The organism is Huijunlia imazamoxiresistens (assembly GCF_037132455.1).
GTDB lineage: Bacteria > Bacteroidota > Bacteroidia > Chitinophagales > Chitinophagaceae > Flavisolibacter > Flavisolibacter imazamoxiresistens.
Genome location: NZ_JBBBEI010000001.1, coordinates 472859 through 493061 on the forward strand (window position 1 = coordinate 472859; position 20203 = coordinate 493061).

At 56.6% G+C, this 20203-nt stretch carries 18 protein-coding genes; 12 read left to right on the top strand and 6 right to left on the bottom strand.

The window, feature by feature from the left end; translation table 11 throughout:
* Positions 1-61 precede the first annotated feature (61 nt).
* The 7 genes from V9K67_RS01595 to V9K67_RS01625 all read left to right on the top strand — a co-directional run bounded on the left by V9K67_RS01595 (position 62) and on the right by V9K67_RS01625 (position 7659).
* Complete coding sequence (locus V9K67_RS01595; protein ID WP_336719594.1) at positions 62-3667, top strand: DEAD/DEAH box helicase; 3606 nt, start codon at positions 62-64, stop codon at positions 3665-3667.
* A gap of 60 nt (positions 3668-3727) precedes the next feature.
* Positions 3728-4318, top strand: coding sequence for a TetR family transcriptional regulator (locus V9K67_RS01600; protein ID WP_336719595.1), 591 nt, complete (start codon positions 3728-3730; stop codon positions 4316-4318).
* Positions 4319-4383: 65 nt separating this feature from the next.
* Complete coding sequence (locus V9K67_RS01605; RefSeq protein ID WP_336719596.1) at positions 4384-4842, top strand: hypothetical protein; 459 nt, start codon at positions 4384-4386, stop codon at positions 4840-4842.
* 2 nt (positions 4843-4844) lie between these two features.
* Positions 4845-5144, top strand: coding sequence for a DUF3817 domain-containing protein (locus tag V9K67_RS01610; RefSeq protein ID WP_336719598.1), 300 nt, complete (start codon positions 4845-4847; stop codon positions 5142-5144).
* Positions 5141-5503, top strand: a complete 363-nt coding sequence (locus V9K67_RS01615; RefSeq protein ID WP_336719599.1) for a rhodanese-like domain-containing protein — start codon at positions 5141-5143, stop codon at positions 5501-5503. Before V9K67_RS01610 ends, V9K67_RS01615 begins: the two co-directional genes overlap by 4 nt.
* A gap of 250 nt (positions 5504-5753) precedes the next feature.
* Positions 5754-6398, top strand: coding sequence for a FadR/GntR family transcriptional regulator (locus V9K67_RS01620; protein ID WP_336719600.1), 645 nt, complete (start codon positions 5754-5756; stop codon positions 6396-6398).
* 43 nt (positions 6399-6441) lie between these two features.
* Entirely contained in the window at positions 6442-7659 is a 1218-nt protein-coding gene (locus V9K67_RS01625; RefSeq protein ID WP_336719601.1) for an MFS transporter, read from the top strand.
* A gap of 72 nt (positions 7660-7731) precedes the next feature.
* Here the strand turns inward: V9K67_RS01625 and V9K67_RS01630 are convergent, their stop codons facing one another.
* The gene (locus V9K67_RS01630; protein WP_336719603.1) at positions 7732-8130 is read right to left on the bottom strand and encodes a DUF6941 family protein; all 399 of its coding nucleotides are present in this window, start codon (positions 8128-8130) and stop codon (positions 7732-7734) included.
* Positions 8131-8309: 179 nt separating this feature from the next.
* Between V9K67_RS01630 and V9K67_RS01635 the strand changes: the two genes are divergently transcribed.
* From V9K67_RS01635 to V9K67_RS01650, 4 genes are read left to right on the top strand one after another with little or no spacing between them, the layout of a single operon-like run.
* The gene (locus tag V9K67_RS01635; RefSeq protein ID WP_336719604.1) at positions 8310-8918 is read left to right on the top strand and encodes a sigma-70 family RNA polymerase sigma factor; all 609 of its coding nucleotides are present in this window, start codon (positions 8310-8312) and stop codon (positions 8916-8918) included.
* Positions 8912-9361, top strand: a complete 450-nt coding sequence (locus V9K67_RS01640; protein ID WP_336719605.1) for a hypothetical protein — start codon at positions 8912-8914, stop codon at positions 9359-9361. The genes V9K67_RS01635 and V9K67_RS01640 overlap by 7 nt, the downstream gene beginning before the upstream one ends.
* 53 nt (positions 9362-9414) lie before the next feature.
* Complete coding sequence (locus tag V9K67_RS01645) at positions 9415-9834, top strand: hypothetical protein (RefSeq protein WP_336719606.1); 420 nt, start codon at positions 9415-9417, stop codon at positions 9832-9834.
* 29 nt (positions 9835-9863) lie between these two features.
* Positions 9864-11255, top strand: a complete 1392-nt coding sequence (locus V9K67_RS01650; protein WP_336719607.1) for an amidohydrolase family protein — start codon at positions 9864-9866, stop codon at positions 11253-11255.
* 55 nt (positions 11256-11310) lie between these two features.
* Here V9K67_RS01650 and V9K67_RS01655 read toward each other — a convergent pair whose 3' ends face one another.
* Complete coding sequence (locus V9K67_RS01655; protein WP_336719608.1) at positions 11311-14133, bottom strand: carboxypeptidase regulatory-like domain-containing protein; 2823 nt, start codon at positions 14131-14133, stop codon at positions 11311-11313.
* 2 nt (positions 14134-14135) lie between these two features.
* On the bottom strand, positions 14136-15377 hold the full coding sequence (locus tag V9K67_RS01660; protein WP_336719609.1) for a 6-bladed beta-propeller: 1242 nt from the start codon (positions 15375-15377) through the stop codon (positions 14136-14138).
* A 418-nt stretch (positions 15378-15795) separates the two neighbouring features.
* On the opposite strand from V9K67_RS01660, the gene V9K67_RS01665 reads away from it, so the two are divergent.
* Entirely contained in the window at positions 15796-16140 is a 345-nt protein-coding gene (locus tag V9K67_RS01665) for a DUF3127 domain-containing protein (RefSeq protein WP_336719610.1), read from the top strand.
* Positions 16141-16210: 70 nt separating this feature from the next.
* On the opposite strand, the gene V9K67_RS01670 is transcribed toward V9K67_RS01665, so the two are convergent.
* The 3 genes from V9K67_RS01670 to V9K67_RS01680 are packed head-to-tail and all read right to left on the bottom strand — an operon-like array spanning position 16211 to position 20089.
* On the bottom strand, positions 16211-17356 hold the full coding sequence (locus V9K67_RS01670; protein WP_336719612.1) for a hypothetical protein: 1146 nt from the start codon (positions 17354-17356) through the stop codon (positions 16211-16213).
* Positions 17357-17382: 26 nt separating this feature from the next.
* Entirely contained in the window at positions 17383-18717 is a 1335-nt protein-coding gene (locus V9K67_RS01675; protein ID WP_336719614.1) for a Gfo/Idh/MocA family protein, read from the bottom strand.
* A 7-nt stretch (positions 18718-18724) separates the two neighbouring features.
* Positions 18725-20089: a 3-keto-disaccharide hydrolase gene (locus tag V9K67_RS01680; RefSeq protein ID WP_336719615.1), complete on the bottom strand. Its 1365-nt coding sequence runs from the start codon at positions 20087-20089 to the stop codon at positions 18725-18727.
* Positions 20090-20203: the final 114 nt, after the last annotated feature.

Here is a 20203-nt window from a genome sequence, read left to right on the forward strand (position 1 = left end):
TGGGCGGTTTGTTACGCCAAAAACCTTTTCCCCCAAACCCAACCCATATACCTTCCCGCTTATGAGCAAGGCGAACCTGTTCTTCGAAGAAGCTGCCCTCCTCCACGCCTCCGGCGCCATCAGCCTGCAGGAAAAATATCCCCGCCTGCGCGACCTGCTGGAGCAGGCCTGCCGCGAGCTGACGCGCCAGGAGCCGGTGCAGTTCACCAACCTGTTTTCGCGCCAGGCCTACCTGGCCCAGCAGCACCGCCTCGACCGGACGGTCAACCATTACCTCAACGGTCTGCGGATCACGGCCAACGGCGTGTTGCACCAGGGGCGCACGCCCGACGCCGCGCTCTACCCCTATCATTTCAAAGCGCTCTGCGAAGCCCTGGCCGTTTTTTTCGGTTGTCCCTTACCGGCAGCCGTGGAGAAGCAACTGCCCCCGTCCTACCCGCCCCCCGCATTCGGGGCCGCCGCCGTGGAACGGATCGGGCAACTTCGTTGCTTGGTTATATCGGTGGGCCCGGAAGCCCTCCGCTGCCGGCGCGAGGAGGGCGATGAAATAGAGGTGCGGGTCAACGTGGCCGGCGTGAACGATTATTTCCGCGAGTCGGTGGAACAGCTCGCCCCGGGCATGGAACTGCTGCTGTGGCAGGTAGAGCTGACCTCGGACGGGCAGTACCTCCCGCAATTCTTCATTGCGGAGCCCGACTACCTGGTGGATGCCTCGGCCCTGGCGGAATGCTTCAAGCAGCAGGGCGATTCGCCCCTGCACTACCTTTTTAATAAGTTCCGGCCCCAGGAATCCACCGCCCCCCTCCTGCTGGGAAACCTGGCCAACCTGTTCGTGGACGAGCTCATGAACGAGGCGCCCACCCCCGTGACCTTCGAGGAAACCCTGGTAAAAGGCTTTAAGCAGGCCGCCATCGATTTTACCAATAACGAGCAGCTGAAGGACCGTCAAAAATTCGCCGACTTCTGCGCCAACGCCAAAAAGCAGTTCGAGACCATCCGCCGGGTTATCCGGCAGGACTTTCCCCGCCAGGGCGACCTGCCCATCGACCCTTCCGGCTGCATCCTGGAGCCTTCCTTCCTGTCGGATACCTTCGGCCTGCAGGGCCGGCTGGATATTTTGGAGGTGAAGTCGTGCCGGCAGAAGGCCAACGTGGTGGAGCTGAAGTCGGGCAGCCCTCCCTTCGGCAACCGGCGCATTTCGGAAAACCACGAGCGGCAGCTGATGGCCTACGAGCTGCTGCTGCAAAGCGCCCTGGACCTGAAATACGGCGACATCAAAACACGGCTGCTGTATTCGAAGGCCGAGGCGGACAACCTGCGGAGCGAGACCTTTTCGCTCAAACAAAAGCAGGAACTGCTGAACCTCCGCAACCTGCTGGTGATCATGGAGTACCGCATGGCCAATGACCGGACGCCCCGGTTCGATACCGTCCGCCGCTACATCGGGTCGCTGAACGAAGCGGGCCTGGTCACCCGCCGGCTGCACCCCAATTTTTTGCCCTACGTGCAAAAGGACATCCAGGCCTTTACCGCCCCCCTGGCCGCCGCCGACGATACGGAGCAGGCCTACTTTCATGCTTTTGTGAACTTCATCGCCCGGGAGCTTTATTTGTCCAAATGCGGCGACGGCGGCGACGCCGCGGCCACCTTCGGGCTGGCCAGCCTGTGGCGGGTGGCTTTTGACGAAAAGAAAGAACGCTGCGAGATCCTCTACGGCCTCACCCTGGACGGCGACGGCAACCGCTGCGCCACCGAAGAACGGTCCATCCGCTTCCGCCGGACCCGGGAAGACAACCGCAACGCCAACTTCCGCGCCGGCGACGTGGTGATCCTGTACCCCTGCCGTCCCGAGGGCTACAAGCCCACCCAGGGCCAGGTATTCAAATGCACCATCAAAGACATCAGCCGGGAGTACGTGACCCTGCAGCTGCGCAGCCAGCAGCGCAACGCGGCCTTTTTCGAGGCCTACGACTGCTGGGGCGTGGAAAAAGACGTCATGGACAGTTCCTATACCCACATGACCCGCGGGCTGATTGAATTTCTCCGGGCGGAGCCCCGGAAGCGCCGCCTCCTGCTGGGCCGGGAGGCACCCCGCCCGTATCCATCTGCCAACGGTCCGCTGCAGGGGCTCTCCGCCGAGCAGGCCGCCATCGTGCGGCAGGCGCTGCAAAGCCCCGACTATTTCCTTATCGTGGGCCCGCCGGGAACGGGCAAGACCTCCATCGTTCTGAAAAACATTGCCCAAGAACTGCTGCGCGAAGGCCGCAATACCCTCATCCTGGCGTATACCAACCGGGCAGTGGACGAGATCTGCGAAAAGATCGCCCAGGCGGGCGCCGAGCTGGCGGGCGGGCAGGCTTCCACCGGCGCTCCCTGTTACCTCCGCATCGGCTCCGAGCTGTCCACCGATCCCCAGCTGCGCGACGCCCTGCTGGACCGCCAGCTGCAGGCGCTGGTGGAAGCGCGGGAGCGGGCCGGCGAACGTTTTAAGAGAGACGACATCCGCACGCTCTTCGACCGCCACAAGGTAGTGGTGGGCACGCTCAGCTCCATCAGCGGCAAGCCGGGGATTTTTGACCTGAAGCGCTTCGACACCATCATCGTGGACGAGGCCTCCCAGATCCTCGAGCCGCAACTGGTAGGCCTCCTGACCCGGGCGCCCAAATTCATCCTGATCGGCGACCACAAGCAGCTGCCGGCCATCGTGCTGCAGGACGAAGAGCGGGCCCGTGTGGCGCACGAAGGGCTGCGGGCCATCGGGCTGGAAACCCGCAGCAACTCGCTGTTCGAGCGGCTCCATACCAACGCCTGCGAAAAAGGCTGGCACTGGGCCCATGCCGCCCTGAGCTGCCAGGGGCGCATGCACGAGGACCTGCTGCAGTTTCCCAACCACTCCTTTTATGAATCCCGCCTGAAGCTGTCCGAGGATCCGCTGCGCCTTGCCGGCCAGACGGCGCCGCTCGACCTGCAACCCGCCGATTCGAGGTCGGGACTGGAGCGCTACCTCTGCTCCCGCCGGCTCCTGTTTATCCCCTCCGCCTGCGATCCTGCCGACGGCCTGCGCCAGGCCAAGACCAACAGCGAAGAAGCCGATACGGTGGTGCGGCTGCTGGAAAAGATAATTGGGATCTACCGGGCGAGCGGGAAGACTTTTGACCCGCAAACCACCCTGGGGGTGATCACGCCTTTCCGCAACCAGATCGCGGCCATAAAGGACCGGATGGAAGAAAGCGCCCTGGTCACCTCCCTGCCCGGCTACCACCACCTGCTGGTGGATACGGTGGAGCGCTACCAGGGCAGCCAGCGCGACATCATCCTGGTATCGCTTTGCGTATCCAGCCACGCCCAGATGGACTTCCTGACCTCCAATACCCGGATGTTCCGCAACGAAGCGCGGGGACAGTACCCCGTGGACCGGAAGCTGAACGTGACCCTCACCCGTGCCCGCGAACAGCTGGTGCTGACCGGTGTGGAGGCCGTTACCGGTACCAACATCCATTACCAGCAGCTGGTGGCCTTTATCCGCTCAAGGGGCGGCTATATTGCCGAAGGCTGCCGGGGCGTGCAAAGCGATGGGGTGGTGTATTCCGGTGAGGGCCGCCATGCCGCCTCCTTTCCTGTGGTGGAGGCGGACGAATCGACCGGCTTCGGGGCGCTGCCGTTTTAAAAATCCTTGCCGGCCGGGGGGATTGATCGTACTTTGCCGTTCATACCGTTTCGTATTTTTATGAAAAAGGCAGAAGCCACCAGGCATACGATTTTACAGAAAGCATTTGAGCTGATTTACGAGAAAGGCTACCAGGCTACCAGCATCGACGACATCATTTCCACGACGCAGGTGACCAAGGGGGCCTTTTATTACCATTTTAAGAACAAGGACGAAATGGGGCTGGCGATCATCCACGAAATCCTGAAGCCCGCGATGGCCGGCAGCTTTATCGAATCGTTGCAAAAGGATCAGGATCCGGGACAGGCGATTTACAACATGATGCACCACCTTTTGCTGGAAGATAAGTTCATGAAAGTGGAGTACGGTTGTCCCGCCTCGAACCTTACCCAGGAAATGACGCCCTGGAACGGAGAATTCCGCCGGGCGCTGGAAGCGCTGACCCAGCAATGGGAGGCTGAAATGACCGCTACCCTGGAGCGGGGAAAAGAAGAAGGCTTTTTGCGCAAGGATGTCGATGCGGCACAGGTGACCCTGTTTGTCATGGCGGGCTATTGGGGCATCCGGAATTTTGGAAAGCTCCGGAACAGCAAAGCCGTTTACCTGTCTTATTTAGAGCAGCTCAAGGCCTATCTGGAAGGGTTAAAATAAATTCCCATTTTAACATACCGCCTGGTATGTTTCTCCTTACCTTCGCCCCGTCCCAAACAAATGACATGTACCCGACCCTGATCTTTCTGCATTCGCTGACCCGCTGGCTGGTCGTTGGCAGCCTGCTGTACGTCCTGTTCCGGGCGGGCCGGGGGTACGTTTCCAAAAAATTGTTTTCCGGCCGTGACGGGGCGGCCCGCACCCTCGCGGTGACGGCGGCCCACCTGCAGCTGGTGATCGGCATGACCCTGTATGGGCAAAGCCCGCTGGTGCGGCAGTTCTGGGGTCATTTTCGCGAAGCATGGCAGGACAGGACGCTGGTGTTTTTCGGCCTGGCGCACATGCTGCTGATGCTGACCGCTGTTGTGTTGCTAACCATTGGCTCGGCCCTGTCCAAAAGAAAGCAGGAAGACCGCCAAAAATTTAAAACGATGCTGGCCTGGTTTGGCATAGCGCTGCTCGTGCTGTTTATCGCCATTCCCTGGCCCTTTTCTCCATTTGCAAACAGACCTTATTTCAGATAACTATGACTCAATTATTGAAGACAAAAGTCGGGCGCCTGCGCCTTATCGGTTTTTTTGAAGGCCTTTCCCTGCTGGTGCTGGTATTCATCGGCATGCCTATGAAGTATTTTCTCCAGGACCAGACGCTGACCAAGCTGGTGGGCCCCATTCACGGAGTATTGTTTGTGCTGTTCGTACTTTGTGCCATCGGCGTGGCCGTGGAGCAGAGCTGGAAGTTCCGCACCACCGGCAAGGTGCTTTTGGCCAGCTTCATTCCCTTCGGCACCTTCTATGTCGACAAGCGCATCCTGAGCAAATTATGAGAACGCTGATCCTGGCCGGGTGTGTTTTCCTGTTGCTGTATATTACTTACCGGACCTACCGTTCGGTAAAGCTGGGCAAAGGGCTGGACCGGCTCCTGGCGGACGGGGCTGTTTTGCTGGATGTGCGGACCGAAGGCGAATATGCCGCCGGTCACCTTCCCGGTTCCCTGAATATTTCCCTGGGCACGATCCGTGAACGGTATACGGAGCTGGACCCCGGTAAAACCTACATCACCTATTGTTCGCATGGTTTGCGCAGCGTAAAGGCGCAAAGCCTGTTGCAGGAGCGCGGCTTTAAAAACGTGTACAATGGTGGCGCCCTCCCCGACCTGGAAAAGATCATTAAAGCACTGTCCTAAAGAAGTTGGTACACGTACCCCGGAATTGCATTCCGGGTAAGGACGGTTCGAACTGCTGTTGCTCTTTAGGATGAAGTGTACTTCCCCGGGAATGCAATTCCGGGGTACGTGATCCTGCCTTCAATCGAACCGGAATAAACGAGCACCTCCTGATTTTCCGGGTTGACTTCCTACAAAAAAATCTGACTGTCGTTGCCGTAAACAACCTTACCTTTGATTCATCTGATGATCTGATGAATTTACGTGTATTATGATAACCAAAAAATCCCTTTCCGAAGAAGTGGCCGAAAAAATCCGGGAACAAATCGCCGGTGGCCGATACCTTCCCGGCGACCGGCTGCCCATTGAGCCGGAACTGATGAAAAGCTTCGGGGTCGGGCGCTCTACGATCCGCGAGGCCATCAAGCTGCTCACCAATGCGGGCCTGCTGCGCGCCCAGCAAGGCGTGGGCACCTTCGTGGAACAGGCCGGCCCCCTGCGGGAAACGATGGACCAGCGCCTCCAGCGCGCCAAAGAGCAGGAAGTGGACGAGATCCGCCAGCTGCTCGAACTGAAAATAGCGGAAAAGGCCGCCCGGAACCGGACGGAAGAAGACCTCGAAAAAATCAGCCAGCACCTGGCCGCAAGGAAGGCAGCTGCCGTCGAAGGCTCCCTGGCGGATTGCGTAGAGGCGGATATTGCCTTTCATACCGCCATCGCCGTCGCCTCCGGCAACGACATCCTGGCCGACCTGTACCGGGCCGCAGCCGGCCATTTAAAGCAATGGTTCCTCAGCCGGTACCACCAGGCCGATTTTCAAAAGACCTATCTTCTGCACGAGCGCCTCTTTAAAGCCATCCGGGCGGCAGATGGAGAAAAGGCCTGGAAGATCGCCTCGGAAATTATTAGCAAATAAGGCGTTCCCCTTTACCACTTATCACCAGCTAAAAACACCGCATATGAAGACCTCCACCCTCGCTGCCCCTCGCCCCGCCGCCTCGCAAACGATCTACGTGATCCTGTTCACCATCAGTTTCAGCCACCTGCTGAACGATATGCTGCAGGCGGTAGTGCCTTCGGTCTATCCCATTATCAAGGAAAAATACCACCTGACCTTCACCCAGGTGGGCTTTATCACCCTTACCTACCAGCTGACGGCCTCGATCCTGCAGCCGTTCGTGGGCTATTATACGGACAAGCGGCCCCGCCCCTATTCCTTGGCCATCGGAATGGGCTTTACCCTGGCCGGCCTGCTGGCGGTTTCCTTTGCCGGCAGCCTCGGGCAGATGCTGGCGGCGGTAGCCCTGATCGGCGTCGGTTCGTCGATCTTTCACCCAGAATCCTCCAGGGTGGCCCACATGGCGGCAGGCGGCAAAAAGGGACTGGCGCAATCGATTTTCCAGGTGGGCGGCAATGCCGGGAGCGCCATCGGCCCGCTGCTGGCGGCGCTGATCGTCGCGCCCCACGGCCAATCCTATATCAGCTGGTTCTGCCTCGTGGCATTTGCAGGCATCCTGGTGCTGTCGGCAGTGGCCCGGTGGTACCAGAACCATCTCGAGGAGCGGGCCGCCCGGCCGGCCCCGTCGACGGCGGAGCAACGGCCCGCACTGCCCCAATCGAAAATCATCATGGCGCTGGGGATCCTGCTGCTTCTCATCTTTTCCAAATACTTCTACATGGCCAGCATGACCAGCTATTACACCTTCTTTCTGATCAGCAAGTTCCAGGTGTCGGTGGCGCAATCGCAGGTATACCTGTTTGCCTTCCTGGGAGCGGTGGCTGCCGGCACGGTCCTGGGCGGGCCGCTGGGCGACCGCTTCGGCCGGAAATATATTATCTGGATCTCTATTCTCGGGGCGGCACCGTTTACCCTGCTGCTGCCCTACGTGTCGCTGCCCTGGACGGTGGTGTTGTCGGTGCTGATCGGCCTGATCATTTCTTCGGCCTTTTCGGCCATCCTGGTGTACGCCACGGAGCTGGTGCCGGGAAAAGTGGGCCTGATCGCCGGCCTGTTTTTCGGCCTCGCCTTCGGCATGGGCGGCCTGGGTTCCGCCGTACTGGGCCGGCTGGCCGACCATACCAGCCTGGACTACGTGTTCCGGGTTTGCGCCTACCTCCCCCTGATCGGCATCTTTACCGCTTTCCTGCCCAATATGAAGCGAAAAAGCCTTTCCTGAAGTCTTAAATAAAAAAGCCGGTTGATGAAGCATCAACCGGCTTTTTTAATGCATTAAAGCAGCATCGCGTAGTTATTGTTGTTGGGTGAAAGCGATCACCTTCAGTTCCGATTTGGATTCGCCGTCAACCAAGAGCTCGAAGGTGTACACACCGGGCTTTTCAAAAGGCAGCTGGGCAAAGTTGATGGAAAAGTTCGTGGAAGCATAATCAACATTCGGTGCCGGGCGCTGAATGGTAATATCTCCTTCGATGGGCTGGATCAGTTCAGCGCCGTCCGGAGTTTTGCCGGTTAATTTGAGTTTATGCGTACCGAATTCCTTTTCGGAAAACCGGAAGCGGCCGGCAATCGAAAAAGAAGGATAAACAAAGGGGAAACCCTGCGAATGAATCGAGTCAAAGGTGCCATTGATAAAAAGCTTTCCGCCATAATCCTGCGCATAGTCGCAGAGTGTAAAAATTTCTACTTGCATTTTTCGTTTTCGACCCTACATCAATTTATGCTCCGTAATTTTCAATTGGGACAAATTGACAGACGATCTTTTCCCGGGCATGAAAAACCGCTTAGGGGTTCCGTAATTTTGCCTTTGCGGCCCGAAAAAGTTTTGGGGAACCTGCAACATTTTCGGCCCCTGCACGTCAGATTTTCCCGGTGGAGCACAATCATCTCATAAACAGCACAGACCGACAACTGGTAAACCGGGTGTTGGCCGGCGACAAGGCCGCCTTCGGGCTCCTTATCCGGAATACGGAACGGCTCGTTGCCCAGATCGTCACCCGCATGATCCCGAACCCGGAAGACCGCAAAGACAAGGCGCAGGATATTTACCTGAAAGCCTATAAAAGCCTGCCCTCCTTCCAGTTCGATGCAAAACTTTCCACCTGGATTGCCCGGATCAGCTACAATGCCTGCCTGGACGAGCTGCGCAAGAAGAAACTGGTGTTTCCCGACAACCTGCCCGGTGGGGAGGAGGATTACGGGCAACTGCCGCCGGATGATTCCGTATTTGCCGGGGGCCGCTCTGCCGACGACCTGCTGCTCCGCAAAGACCTTTCGGGCATCCTGCAGGCCGCCATGGAGCAGCTGCCGCCGGTCTATAAAACCCTGGTCGCCCTCTATCACCAGGAAGAGATGAGTTACGAGGAGATCGGCAACATAACGGGGCTTCCGGGCGGCACCGTGAAAAGCTATTTATTCCGTGCCCGGAAAGCACTCAAAAACTACCTGTTGCGTCATTATAAAAAAGCAGACTTATGGTAAATCAACACCTGAGCGAAGAAGAACTCCAGGCGTATGCGGCCGATCCCGCACACTGCAGCAATGATACCCGGGAACATGTGCTGGCCTGCGCGGATTGCAGGGCCAGGGCCGCCGCCTACGAATTGCTGTTCGCCGGCCTGGAGCAGCAGCCTGCACCGGCTTTTGACTTCGATCTCGAAGCCGCCGTCCTGGCGCAGCTCACACCGCCGGAAAGTAAACCTTTTCCCGGTATCCTGCAGGTGGTGCTGCTCCTGCTGGCCGCACTGGTATTTACGGCCCTGCTGGTTTGGGTCAACTACCGCAACTTTTCCTGGCTGGTGGAAGGCCTCTCCCCTTTCCTCCAGTTAATGTTGCTGTGCACCGGGCTGGTACTGTTATCGGGGCTGGCAATCGATGCCTGGAGAAGCTACCAGAAAAAAGCGGATCTCCTGGATATTTTGTAAAAAACTGCAACAATAAATCCGAACATCCGTCTCATTTTATCAAACAAGCATACATGAAAAAGAGTTTCGCAATGACGGCCCTGCTAGGGGCCGGTTTCCGGGCCGCGGCGCAGGGCCCCCGTATTAACCTGGACGCTGAAATTTTCAAAATGCTGGCGGGCATTTTCTTTGTCTTCCTGGTTATGCGCTTTGTACTTTCCCTCCTGGACAAGATCCTCAGCCACCGGATCAAAAACAAAATTGTCGACAAGGGCGTTTCCGATAGCCTGGCGACCTCTATCCTGCAGACCCAACCTCAGGATAACCGGGGCGTTTCCATTAAATGGTTTTCCCTCCTGGCCGGTACGGGACTTGGTCTATTTGCCGTGCACTACACCCAGCCTTTGGGCATCCATTCCCTCGCCATCATGGCCCTCTGCATTGCCCTCAGCTTCCTGGGCTATTTCTATTACCTGAAACAGTCCGGCAATTAACCGTAAACGTTTAGACAGACCTCACCATCATGAAAATATTTGCGTTTACGCTGGCCTTTCTGGCCACACTGGCAACCTTTGGGCAGTCCGAAAAATATGACCTTGTCATAAAGCATGCAAACGTGTTTGACAGCAGAACAGGGGCAGTTTCCAAAAACCGGACAATCCTTATTAAAGGGGGGATCATTACCCATGTAACCGGCAACCAAAAAAACTTTGCTGCCCAAAGAACGATCGACGCCAGGGGAAAGCTGGTCACCCCGGGATTTGTCGACACCCACATTCATCTCACGGATGTTTATCGCAGGTATGGTGCGCTGCCTGAGTATTTCCACAAGGACTCTTTAGCCGTTTACAGAAAACGGCTGTCCGATACGTATTTGCCTTATGGGGTCACCGCCGCCATGATCATGGGGCAGCCTGAAAAATGGTTGCCCCCGGTACTGGGTTGGCAGGCGGATCCCCGGCCGGATTACCTCGATATCTACACGGTAGGCGGCGCCTTGGTTTCCAACGAAGGCCGTAAACCCTATATCAATCATGTTATTGTGGGATCTCCGCTGGCAGCCCAGCAAAAAGTTAGGGAATATCACCAGTCAGGTATCAGGCATATTAAGCTTTACTGGAAGCTGCGCAGACCCGAATATGAAGCGGCTTTCAGGACGGCCGATAGCCTGGGAATGAACGTATACGGGCATGTGGACCAGAACATTCTGTTTATCGATTCCACCTTGGCGATTGGGTTGCGCCACTATGAACATATACTAACGCTGGCGACCAGCATTCTGCATTTGCAACATGAGGACAAGGATTTTAGCCAGGAAATGCAAAAGCATTATGCTCCGGCAACGGCAAATTTTCCGATCATGCAGTTCGCAGAGCGGTTGGAGCTATTTCGCTTTATCGGTGACAGAAAGCCGGCAGCGATGGATTCTTTAATTGGTAAACTCGCCAAAAACAATGCTACCTTTTCTACGGGCTTCCATTTGCTGGCCGAGCAATTCGGGCTCACCTATTTTACCAACAACAGCGGGAAGGATACTTCTTTGTCCCGGGAGCAGGTAGCCCGGTGCAGGGAGAACTTCCACCTGTTTATGGGCTATGTAAAACAGTTATTTGACGCAGGCGTAAAGCTCCGGATGGGTACGGATTGGCCAAGTGGCGGCAAGGCCCTGATTTCGGAGCAGTTGCTTTTAGCAGAATATGGATTTTCCATCCCGGCCATTCTGCAGATTTCCACCATAAACGGGGCAACGGCTTTGGGCCTGGAGCATCAATATGGGTCCATTGAAGCCGGGAAGAAAGCGGATATACTGATTTGGGACAAAAGCCCTTTTGACGATTATAAAAATTTTCTTGCCGGCAAGACCATTATTAAGGATGGAATTGTTTTCCATAACCCACCCTCCTCCGGCAGGTAATGGTATAAAAGAAGAAGGCAGGTCATTGACCTGCCTTCCCTTTTGACAACCGGTGTTACCACTTGGTACTGGTATCCTTTTTCTTGATCTCGGTCTTTCCAAACTTCCGGGGAAAGTAGGAAAACGTTAACAGGAAATACTGCTGCAGGCCATTGGTGATGCGGGTGGTGGTGCTTTCCCCGTTGACGCTGTTGGAAATATTCTGATACTGCTGCAACAGGTCCATGGCCGACAGCTTCAGCTCGCCCTGCTCCTTCATAAAGCGGTAGGTGGCAAAGCCATTCCACAGCACCGTGGGTTTTGCCAGGTTGGCATTGGCCACCCGGTCCGCCGTGCTGCTAAGGGTGAAGCGGGCCGGGAAATTCAGCACCAGCCCCAGCTTGGTGGTGCCGCTGTTGGTGGAAGAGGAACGCAGCTTCTCGGAGGTCTGCAGCGATTGATACCGCTGGAAGCTCTGCCCGAGATTGAACACCAGCAGGGAGCCCAGCGAATATTGCAGGTTCAGCTGGTTGGACAGGTTTTGCGTGGTACTGGTGTTGTATGCCCCATCGATGTAGTTGGGCGATTTGCCGGTGCTGAACTGTCCGTTGTACATGAGTTGGATACTGTTTTTCTTCAGCTTCCTGGAGATGTTGAAACTGTAATTCAGGTTCAGGTTTTCGCTCTTATCGACATTGATATAATAATACCTTCGCTTGCCCGAAACTTCGTTGATGATGCTGTCCGCCACCGGGTTGAGTGACCGCCGGATGCTGCCGTTGAAGTTGCCGTTGACGGCATAAACCGATTTGGGGTTGTTCGTATTGAAGTTGCCGTTCATGTTCACTGAATGATTGGTGCGGTTGCCCAACAGGGGGTTGCCGAACCGCGTATTATATGCATTGATGTCGTCCACGATGGTGTACAGCTGGTCGATGGAAGCATATTCGTAGTTTTTCGTGTAGTTGCTGTACAGGTAATACACGTACTTTTCCCTTTTGTACTTCTGGTAGCTGAGACTTCCCTCGTACCTCCGGAATTGAAAGGAGCGGTCCAGGTTTCGCTTGGCAAACGAGGACAGGTTTTTATCCGTTTTGATCTCCTCCAGCACCCTCACGGTCAGGTTCAGGTCGCGGTAACCGTTTTCATTCCAGGTAGAGAAATTCTTCGATACCGACAGGGAGGGGGTGTATTCGAATTCTTCCCGTTTATTGTAGTTGGATAAATTGACGTTGGCGATATATCCCTTGGTGGTGCTGTCGTAGTCTTCCACCCTGTTGTCATCGGTGGTCCGGGCCAGGTTGACGTATTGGGAAAACCGGAGGTTCAGCCCCAGCAGGTTGTACCGGCCGAAGAGCAGCCTCTTGAGGCCCGAGTAGTCGAGCGTTCCGCCCACGTTCAGCGACTCGTTGTCGTTGGCGTAGTGGCGGTTGGTGGCCGTATTCTCGCTGCCATTCGTAAACGACTGGAACTGGCTGCTGACGTCCCTGCCCGATTCGGACTTGCCCCGACGGGCATTGACATTCAGGTTGAAGGCTTTGAGCGGATCTTCATAAGCCCCCCTGGAAAAGCTCACGTTCACCGACTCGTTATCCGACCGCCGGTTTTGCCGCGTGTTGATCGTATTGGTGCTTTGCAGGCGGTTCAGCGTGTCCCGCACTTCGGAAAACCGGGTGGAGTTGCTGTTTTCCGTGCCGGCAGACATGTTCCCGTTGACATTGAGGTTATCGCTGTAGCTGTTGGTCTTGATGTAGTTGAAGCCCAGGTCGTGCTTGTCCTGCAGGTTATTTTGACGGCCCTCCTCGCGGATGAACTGCAGCCCGTCGAGGGTGGTCCTGTTTTGCAACACCACATCGGTCATAAACGCATCAGAGCCGGACTTGTTGTAGTTGACCGACAGGCGGTTGTTTTGCCGGCTGTTGGGGGTTTCGATAAAACTGTGCGTTACCACCCCGCCAAAAGAATGGTTCTTATTGATGCCATTGGTACCGAACCGGCCCACGTTGTACAGGTTGGGATTATAGTTCCGATACGTATTGTTCTGGAACATCTCCTGGAGGTTGCCGATATTTTTGTTGATGTTGTTGAACCCTCCGCCGATGCCGGCGCTGGTTTTCTGGTTGTACATCTGGAAGGAAAGGTCCGATTCGAAGCGGCCGGAGGTGCCGATGCCGGCCCCGGCTTTCCCGAAAAATCCTTTTTTGCTGCCTTCCTTGAGCTTGATGTTCATGGTCAGCAGGGAATCCTTGGGCTTATCGGGCTGGTTGATGTTGTTCCGGTCGATTTCCTGGTACAGCTGGATCTTGTCGATGGCCGACTTCGGCAGGTTTTGCGTGGCTACCCGGGGATCGGAAGAGCCCATGAACGGCTTTCCATCCACCAGCACGCTGGATACTTTTTTCCCGTTGACCGTAATCGAGCCGTCGGACCAGATGGTGATGCCGGAAACCTGGTTCAGCAATTCTTCCGCCACCGCGTTCTCCTTCATCTTGAAGGCGGCCGGGTTGATCTCCAGGGTGTCGCCGTTCATCTTGATGGGAATGGTGGCGGTGACCACCACCGCATTGGTATCTTTATTATGGAGCGATAAAATAACGGCCAGCGTATCGGTCTTTCCCGCCTCGAGCAACAGGGGCCGGCTGTAAGCGGCATAGCCCGTATAGGAAATATTCAGCACCAGGTTCTTTTTTACCGGCAGCTTTTCGATGGTGAACCGGCCGTCCTTATCGGACAGCTTGTAGGTGATCATGCTGGAATCCTGTCCGAAAATGCTGACGGTGGCCAGTTCCAGGGGCGATTTGCTTTCCGCATCCATAACCGAGCCGGTGATCCTCCCGGTTTGACACAGGGCCGTCGTGTACCATCCGAGGAATAAACAAAAAAAGAGGATATGTTTCACAGTTAGTTTTTGAGTTTGTATTCAACAATAATGGGCGAAGTGGCGGGCGGATTGCTTTTCAGAAAGGCTTCCAGCTCGCGGGGTATGGCCACATTTTTATTTTTCTCGAAAAAGGCAATGAGGTCGCCTGCTTTCTGGGTTTTATAATACCGGTCGTCTTTTTTCAGGATATTGTATTCCCCCAGCAATTTCAGGTTGTACTGGCTGCTGTCCGGCCGGATATTTTTGGCTTTGTAGGTAATATTGGTTTGCTTGTTATGGACATAGGTGTCATAATTGCTGAGGTACCAGACGCTGAACTGGATGAACCGGGGCGTTTCCTCGAAAGACAACACCTTGTGGAGCAGCCAGCCGTTGTTCCGCTCGAAATTTTCCCGCTCGGTCTTATTCTTGAACGGCCGGGTAAAAAATGCCTGGGGCAGGCTGTTTTCCAGAGGCAGCACCACTTGGTAGGCCGGGAAGATGCTGTCCCTGACCATCTTGTATACCGTATCGCAAAAAGGACGGGTGACATACCGGATAAAGGGGGTATCGGTTACCATAGGGATAACCGATTCAGCGGTAAATAAATACTTCGGTTCCTGGATCCGGTTGTACGGGAAAAAGCCTTTGACCAGCTGGTTGTTCCGGTAAATTTTGAGCTCGTAATCCAGGCTGTCTTTGTACTGCGGGCTGGTGGTGATCTGGCTGTGCAGGGAGTAATCGCCGTAGTAAGGAAGCGCTTGTTTCAGGTCGTTCTGGGCGGGTGTGGTCTTTTTGATGGTAAAGGTGGAGTCGGCCAAATCGACCAGGTATTTTTTAAAGTATTTCAGGTTGCGGGGGTTGTCGGCATCCGCCACTATCTGCAGCTGGTCTTTCGGGGTCAGCGCATAATTTTTATTCGTTCCGAAAAACGTCAGTTGGTTCTTTCGTGCATCATAGGTGGGGTGAAAGTTCTGTCCGAGCTGTTTGTAGTTTATCTTCCGGATAAAGTTGCCCTGCCGGGAATAAACCAGGATGCTTTTCCCGTTGTAATCCAGGATCAGGAAATAGTTGTCCGTCAATTCAATTCGGCTGTACGTTCCCGATTGGATCCCCGCTTTTATTTCCAGGGGGATAAAACGAATGGAGTCGACAAACTGGGATTGTTTTCCGTTGCCTGCCGCTTTGGGTTGCAGGTAAATTTTTTGCAGCTGCGCCCGGGCGACGGAAGAAAAGAGCAGGCAGCAAAGAAGTAACGTACGGTAAAAGGGGTCCTTTCTCATGTGCATAGTAGTGGTTCTATATGATCGGTAAAAGAAACCGGGATCGGAAGATGCCGGAAGGTGTCTTATTGGAGGATAGCCGGTTATAGGAAAAGGTTAGGTGAGCAAGGCATAATGGGCCAGGTAAAAGGCCGGCAGTTTTTTCATACAGCGTTCGTTTTGGTGGAGCGCAAAATAGGGTATTTGCGCTATACAGGGGAACGACTTTAGCGCTTCCTTAACGTCTTCCGGGTTTTCCCTACTTTCCCCGGCACCGGCCGGGAGGGCCCCACCGGCCCCAGCGGCGTTGATTTTGTGGGCAGGAAAAGGCGTCCGTTCCGGGTCAAAACCTTATGTTTGCAAACGGTCCGGGCCGGGCGTCGCTAGCCAAAAATGCCCTGCCGGGAGCTATTTCAACAACAATAAACGATCAGATACAATGCAATTAAACGCAAAACTCATCCAGCTTTTACCGGTGCAGACCGGTAATGGCAAGAACGGCCAATGGAAAAAGCAGGACATTATCGTGGAAACCGAAGGCCAGTACCCCAAAAAGGTGTGTATCTCCATCTGGGGCGATAAAGTGGATGCCAGCCTGCTGCAGCCGGGCAACATGCTCGCCATCTCCTTCGACGTGGAAAGCCGCGAGTACAACGGCCGTTGGTACACCGACGTAAAAGCCTGGAAAGTGGAAAGCGCCGGTGCCGCCCAGGCAGGTGCTCCCGCCCTGCAGGCAGACGGCGGTTTCGAAGGCGGCAACAGCGCCGAGGACCTTCCTTTCTAACCTTGCGGTGTGCAGCCCGAGCGGCTGCACCCTTTTTCCCTCCTTTCCCTTTTCTTCCCGGGTTTCTTTCTTAATCCGAGGTATAATTCAGGAATTCCGCCTGCCTCAGGTCCTTGTGCACCGCTTCCTGCTCCGCAGGGGGCAGCCCCTCGATATCTCCCTGCGTTATAGGAGCTTCCCGCCGCAACCGTCCCTGGCTGGGTTTATAATCGCGGTTCGCGAACTTTTTTGCCGGCTCCGTTACCTTATACTTTTTAATCCGCGCCAACGCCCGCTGGGTATAGGCCTCTCCCATCATGGGCTCCAGTTCCAGCGCCTTGCCAAAGGCGGCGATGGCCTCGTCGAATCGCGCTTCCCGCTGGGCCAGCAGCCCTTCCAGGTAATACGTGTCGGGACTATTCGGGTTCATCTTCCACAGCTTGTAAAAATTGCGGTTGGCTTGCTTCAGGTCGCCCGTGCGCAGGTACCCCTGGAACTCCCGGGCCAGGGTGTTTTGTTTTTCCTCTTTTTTGGAATACAGGGTGAAGCCGTTGCGCACCAGGTGTACGTGTTTGAGCTGGCCGGAAGAATAATAGGTGGTAATGGTATCGGGCCGGGAGCCTTTGCCGGGCCTGATCTCCTGCTCCAGGGCCCCGTTGACGAAATAGGTTTGCGCGGGCCGGATGATCTTTCCCAGCAGGAATACCCGGCTGCGCCGCAGGGCCCCGTTGCGGAAGTATTCCTGGAAAAGGCCGTCCGCCAGGCCTTGCAGGTAAAAGGCCGAAAGCTTGACCCGCCCGTTCCGGTAATATTGAATGATCTCGCCGTGTATTTTTCCCTCCACCATGCTGCCTTCGTTGCAGACCGTGCCCTCCAGGAAGTAGTCGATAAATTTCCCGGTGTAGGGGGTTCCGTTCCGGTACCAGTAGCCGCCCCAGAGGTTCATCTGGCGCAGGCTGGGAATCTTTTTCAGGCTGTCGGGCCGGTTGCGGTATTCGCGGGTGAAGATGTAGGTGACGGCTTCGGCATTTTCGCGGCCCAGGCGCTTCAGGCTGTCCTTATCCGTGACCACGGTTTTGTACGCAATGGCCTCCTCCGGCAGCTGGGCCAGCAGCCGTGAACTGGCTTGGACCAGAAAGGAATCGATGATGTACAGCATCCGGGGAGGGGGCGCTTGTCCCCGGCACAGCAGGCCCAGGGAGCAGCATCCGAAAAGTAAGAATAAGTGCCGGTTCATGCAGTTGATTTTGGGGTGGGCGGGTGTTAATAGGTAAATACCTTCCCTCCCGCCATGACTTCCTGGGTTGTGGCCTCAAATGTAGCCTTTTCACCTGTACGGGCCGCAGCGGTGGTCATGATGGTGGCGATGGAATGGTGGTAGCCGGCTTCCACGGGCCCGTTGGGCTGCCGCCGGCTGCGGATGCATTCCATCCAGTTGCGCACGTGGGCCGAGGTCAAAAGGTCGCCGCCCGTATTGGCGGCGGCCACCACCTTTTCTGCCTGGGGCAGGGTCATTTCGGGCAGCAGGAAGGGCTGTTGGTTCATGGCGGCGGCGGCTTCGCGGGTAAGCCCGCCCCGGGGCGAGATGCGGTTGGTATTGAGGTTCAGCTCGCCCCCGTTGGAGTAATAGATCTCGGCGGGGCGTTCGTCGCCGTTGTGCATGCGCGCCGAGAAGGTCACCTGGAAGCCGGTGGCGGGATCGTCCTGCGGGCCGTAATCGAAAACGGCCGTCATGGTATCCCAGTTTTTGCGGCCGTCCTTCCACTGGTAAATGCCGCCGTTGGCCACCACGTTGCGGGGGTGCGGCAGGCCGCTGAACCAGTGCACGGTATCGATCTGGTGGCTCATCCACTGTCCCGGCAGGCCGGAGGAATAAGGCCAGAACAGCCGGAACTCGAGGTACTTGCGGGGGTCGAAGGCTTCGAAGGGCCGGTTCATCAGGAAGCGTTTCCAGTCGGTATCCTCCTGTTTCAGCTGCTCCAGGAGGGCGGGCCGGCGCCAGCGCCCCGGCTGGTTGACGTTCCAGTTTAATTCGACCATGGTAATGGAGCCGAATTTACCGGACCGGATAAAGTCGTTGGCCGCATGGTAGTTGGCGCCGCTGCGGCGCTGCGAGCCGATCTGCACGATCCGTCCTGAGGCGTTTACGGCCTTCAGGGCAGCCCGGTTATCGGCCATGGTCTCGGCAAAGGGTTTTTCCACGTAGGCGTCGCAGCCGGCCCGCACGGCCTCGATGGTGTGCAGGGCGTGCTGGAAATCGGCCGTGGCAATAAAGACCGCGTCCACCAGCTTTTTGGCGTACATTTCTTCGTTGTTGCGGCAGGCCGTCACCTCGTGCCCCATGTGCTGCTTCCATTGGGCGGCCCCTTCCTCGCGGCGCTTTTTCCAAATGTCCGAAACGGCTACGAAGTCGAAGTTCAGCTCCTTGTAATGGTGCAGGAAGCAGGGCATCAGGGTGCTGCGGTGGCGGTCGGAAAAGCCCACTGCGCCTACCCGTACCCGGTCGTTGGCCCCCACGATCCGCCGGTAGCTCTGTGCGGTCCAGACGCCGGCGGCGGCCAGTGTCGTGTTTTTGATAAAGTCTCTGCGGGTTTGCATGTTTGCTTTATTGGAGTTCACGAATTTTAATACTGCGGAAAGAAACCTTGTCGCCGTGGTCCTGGAGCAGGATATGGCCCCTGGGCGCCAGGCCGAAGTGGGGGCGGTTGGCAAATTTGCTGCGGGCCACCAGGGCCTGGAAGTAAGGGGCGTCGCGGCGGTATTCGAGTACCTTCCAGCCGTTGAGCCAGTGTTCCACCCGGTTGTCGGGGTACACCACCACCATGCCGCGGTTCCATTCGCCGATGGGTTTCCGTGCCCTCGGTTCTTTGATGGAGGGAATGAGGTCGTATAGGGAAGCCAGGGTGCGGTTGCCCACCACCCCCAGTTTGGCGTCGGGGTGGCGTTCGTCGTCCAGCACCTGGTATTCGGGACCGATGGCGGAGCCGCTGGTGGTATCCTGTTCGGTGATCAAGTATTTGACGCCGCTGTTGGCGCCCTCGGACAGTTTGAAATCGAATTGAAGGATAAAGGCCCCGTATGCGCCGGTGGTGACGATGTCGCCCCCGTGCTGGGATTCCCTGCCGCCGGAGGGCTGCACGCTCAGTACCCCGTCTTTTATTTCCCAGCCTTTTTCCGGAAAACTTTCTTTATGGGCGCCCCGCCAGCCGGTAGTGGATTTGCCGTCCCACAGCAGGTGCACGCCGGCCTGTTGTTCCGGGGCGGACAGGTGGTTGGGCAGGAGGTTGACCACGAACTGTTCGGGCTGAAAAGGGGCCGGGGTAAAGTTGCCGGTGCGCAGGCGCAGGCGGCGCCAGCGGACCTGCTTTCCTGCCGCTTCCTTCTTTCCGATGGAATGTACCTGCAGGGCGATGAATCCTTTGGGGGTAAGGTCGTCCACCACGAAGGCCGCCGCCACGCCGTTGATCCAGGTGCGCAGGTGGTGGCCGTGGCATTCGATCCGGGCTTCGTTCCAGGCGCCGGGGCGGTAGGCGGTTCGGGCCACGGGGTTCAGGTCGCCGGTGTACAGCCAGTCGCGGCGGGCCTCGTCGTAGATGCCGCCGGTCCAGTTACGGGCCGAGGGGTCGATCTCGTACTGGTAGCCGTGCACGCGGCCGTTGCGGAAGTCGGGGCGGCTTTCACTGCGGAACTGTATCCCCGAATTGAGGCCGCTGTCCACTTTAAATTCCAGCTCCAGCACAAAATCCCCATACTCTTTTTCGGTCACCAGGAAGGAATTGGGCTCGCCGGCCACGGTGGTGCCCACGATCTCGCCGTTCTGTACGCTGAATTTTGCCTGGCCATTGAGTAGTTTCCAGCCCGCCAGGTCTTTGCCGTTGAACAGGCTTTGCCAGCCTGAATTACCCCTTCCCTGGGCGCTGGCCGCTGTAGAAAGGAACAGGAAAAGAATGTATAGTAAAGTTTGTTTCATATGTGCATCGTTCAGGGCTCCGCGGCCCGTTTGCGTTCAGTTACTCCAACCTCAGCATTTCGGCACAAAGTTGGAATATATGGCTGAGCCATGCCGCATCCGGCCGGGCGGTAG

Coding starts and splice junctions, on each gene's coding strand:
- V9K67_RS01595 (WP_336719594.1), top strand. CDS start 62: ATGAGCAAGGCGAACCTGTTCTTCGAAGAAGCTGCCCTCCTCCACGCC.
- V9K67_RS01600 (WP_336719595.1), top strand. CDS start 3,728: ATGAAAAAGGCAGAAGCCACCAGGCATACGATTTTACAGAAAGCATTT.
- V9K67_RS01605 (WP_336719596.1), top strand. CDS start 4,384: ATGTACCCGACCCTGATCTTTCTGCATTCGCTGACCCGCTGGCTGGTC.
- V9K67_RS01610 (WP_336719598.1), top strand. CDS start 4,845: ATGACTCAATTATTGAAGACAAAAGTCGGGCGCCTGCGCCTTATCGGT.
- V9K67_RS01615 (WP_336719599.1), top strand. CDS start 5,141: ATGAGAACGCTGATCCTGGCCGGGTGTGTTTTCCTGTTGCTGTATATT.
- V9K67_RS01620 (WP_336719600.1), top strand. CDS start 5,754: ATGATAACCAAAAAATCCCTTTCCGAAGAAGTGGCCGAAAAAATCCGG.
- V9K67_RS01625 (WP_336719601.1), top strand. CDS start 6,442: ATGAAGACCTCCACCCTCGCTGCCCCTCGCCCCGCCGCCTCGCAAACG.
- V9K67_RS01630 (WP_336719603.1), bottom strand. CDS start 8,130: ATGCAAGTAGAAATTTTTACACTCTGCGACTATGCGCAGGATTATGGC.
- V9K67_RS01640 (WP_336719605.1), top strand. CDS start 8,912: ATGGTAAATCAACACCTGAGCGAAGAAGAACTCCAGGCGTATGCGGCC.
- V9K67_RS01645 (WP_336719606.1), top strand. CDS start 9,415: ATGAAAAAGAGTTTCGCAATGACGGCCCTGCTAGGGGCCGGTTTCCGG.
- V9K67_RS01650 (WP_336719607.1), top strand. CDS start 9,864: ATGAAAATATTTGCGTTTACGCTGGCCTTTCTGGCCACACTGGCAACC.
- V9K67_RS01660 (WP_336719609.1), bottom strand. CDS start 15,377: ATGAGAAAGGACCCCTTTTACCGTACGTTACTTCTTTGCTGCCTGCTC.
- V9K67_RS01665 (WP_336719610.1), top strand. CDS start 15,796: ATGCAATTAAACGCAAAACTCATCCAGCTTTTACCGGTGCAGACCGGT.
- V9K67_RS01670 (WP_336719612.1), bottom strand. CDS start 17,356: ATGAACCGGCACTTATTCTTACTTTTCGGATGCTGCTCCCTGGGCCTG.
- V9K67_RS01675 (WP_336719614.1), bottom strand. CDS start 18,717: ATGCAAACCCGCAGAGACTTTATCAAAAACACGACACTGGCCGCCGCC.
- V9K67_RS01680 (WP_336719615.1), bottom strand. CDS start 20,089: ATGAAACAAACTTTACTATACATTCTTTTCCTGTTCCTTTCTACAGCG.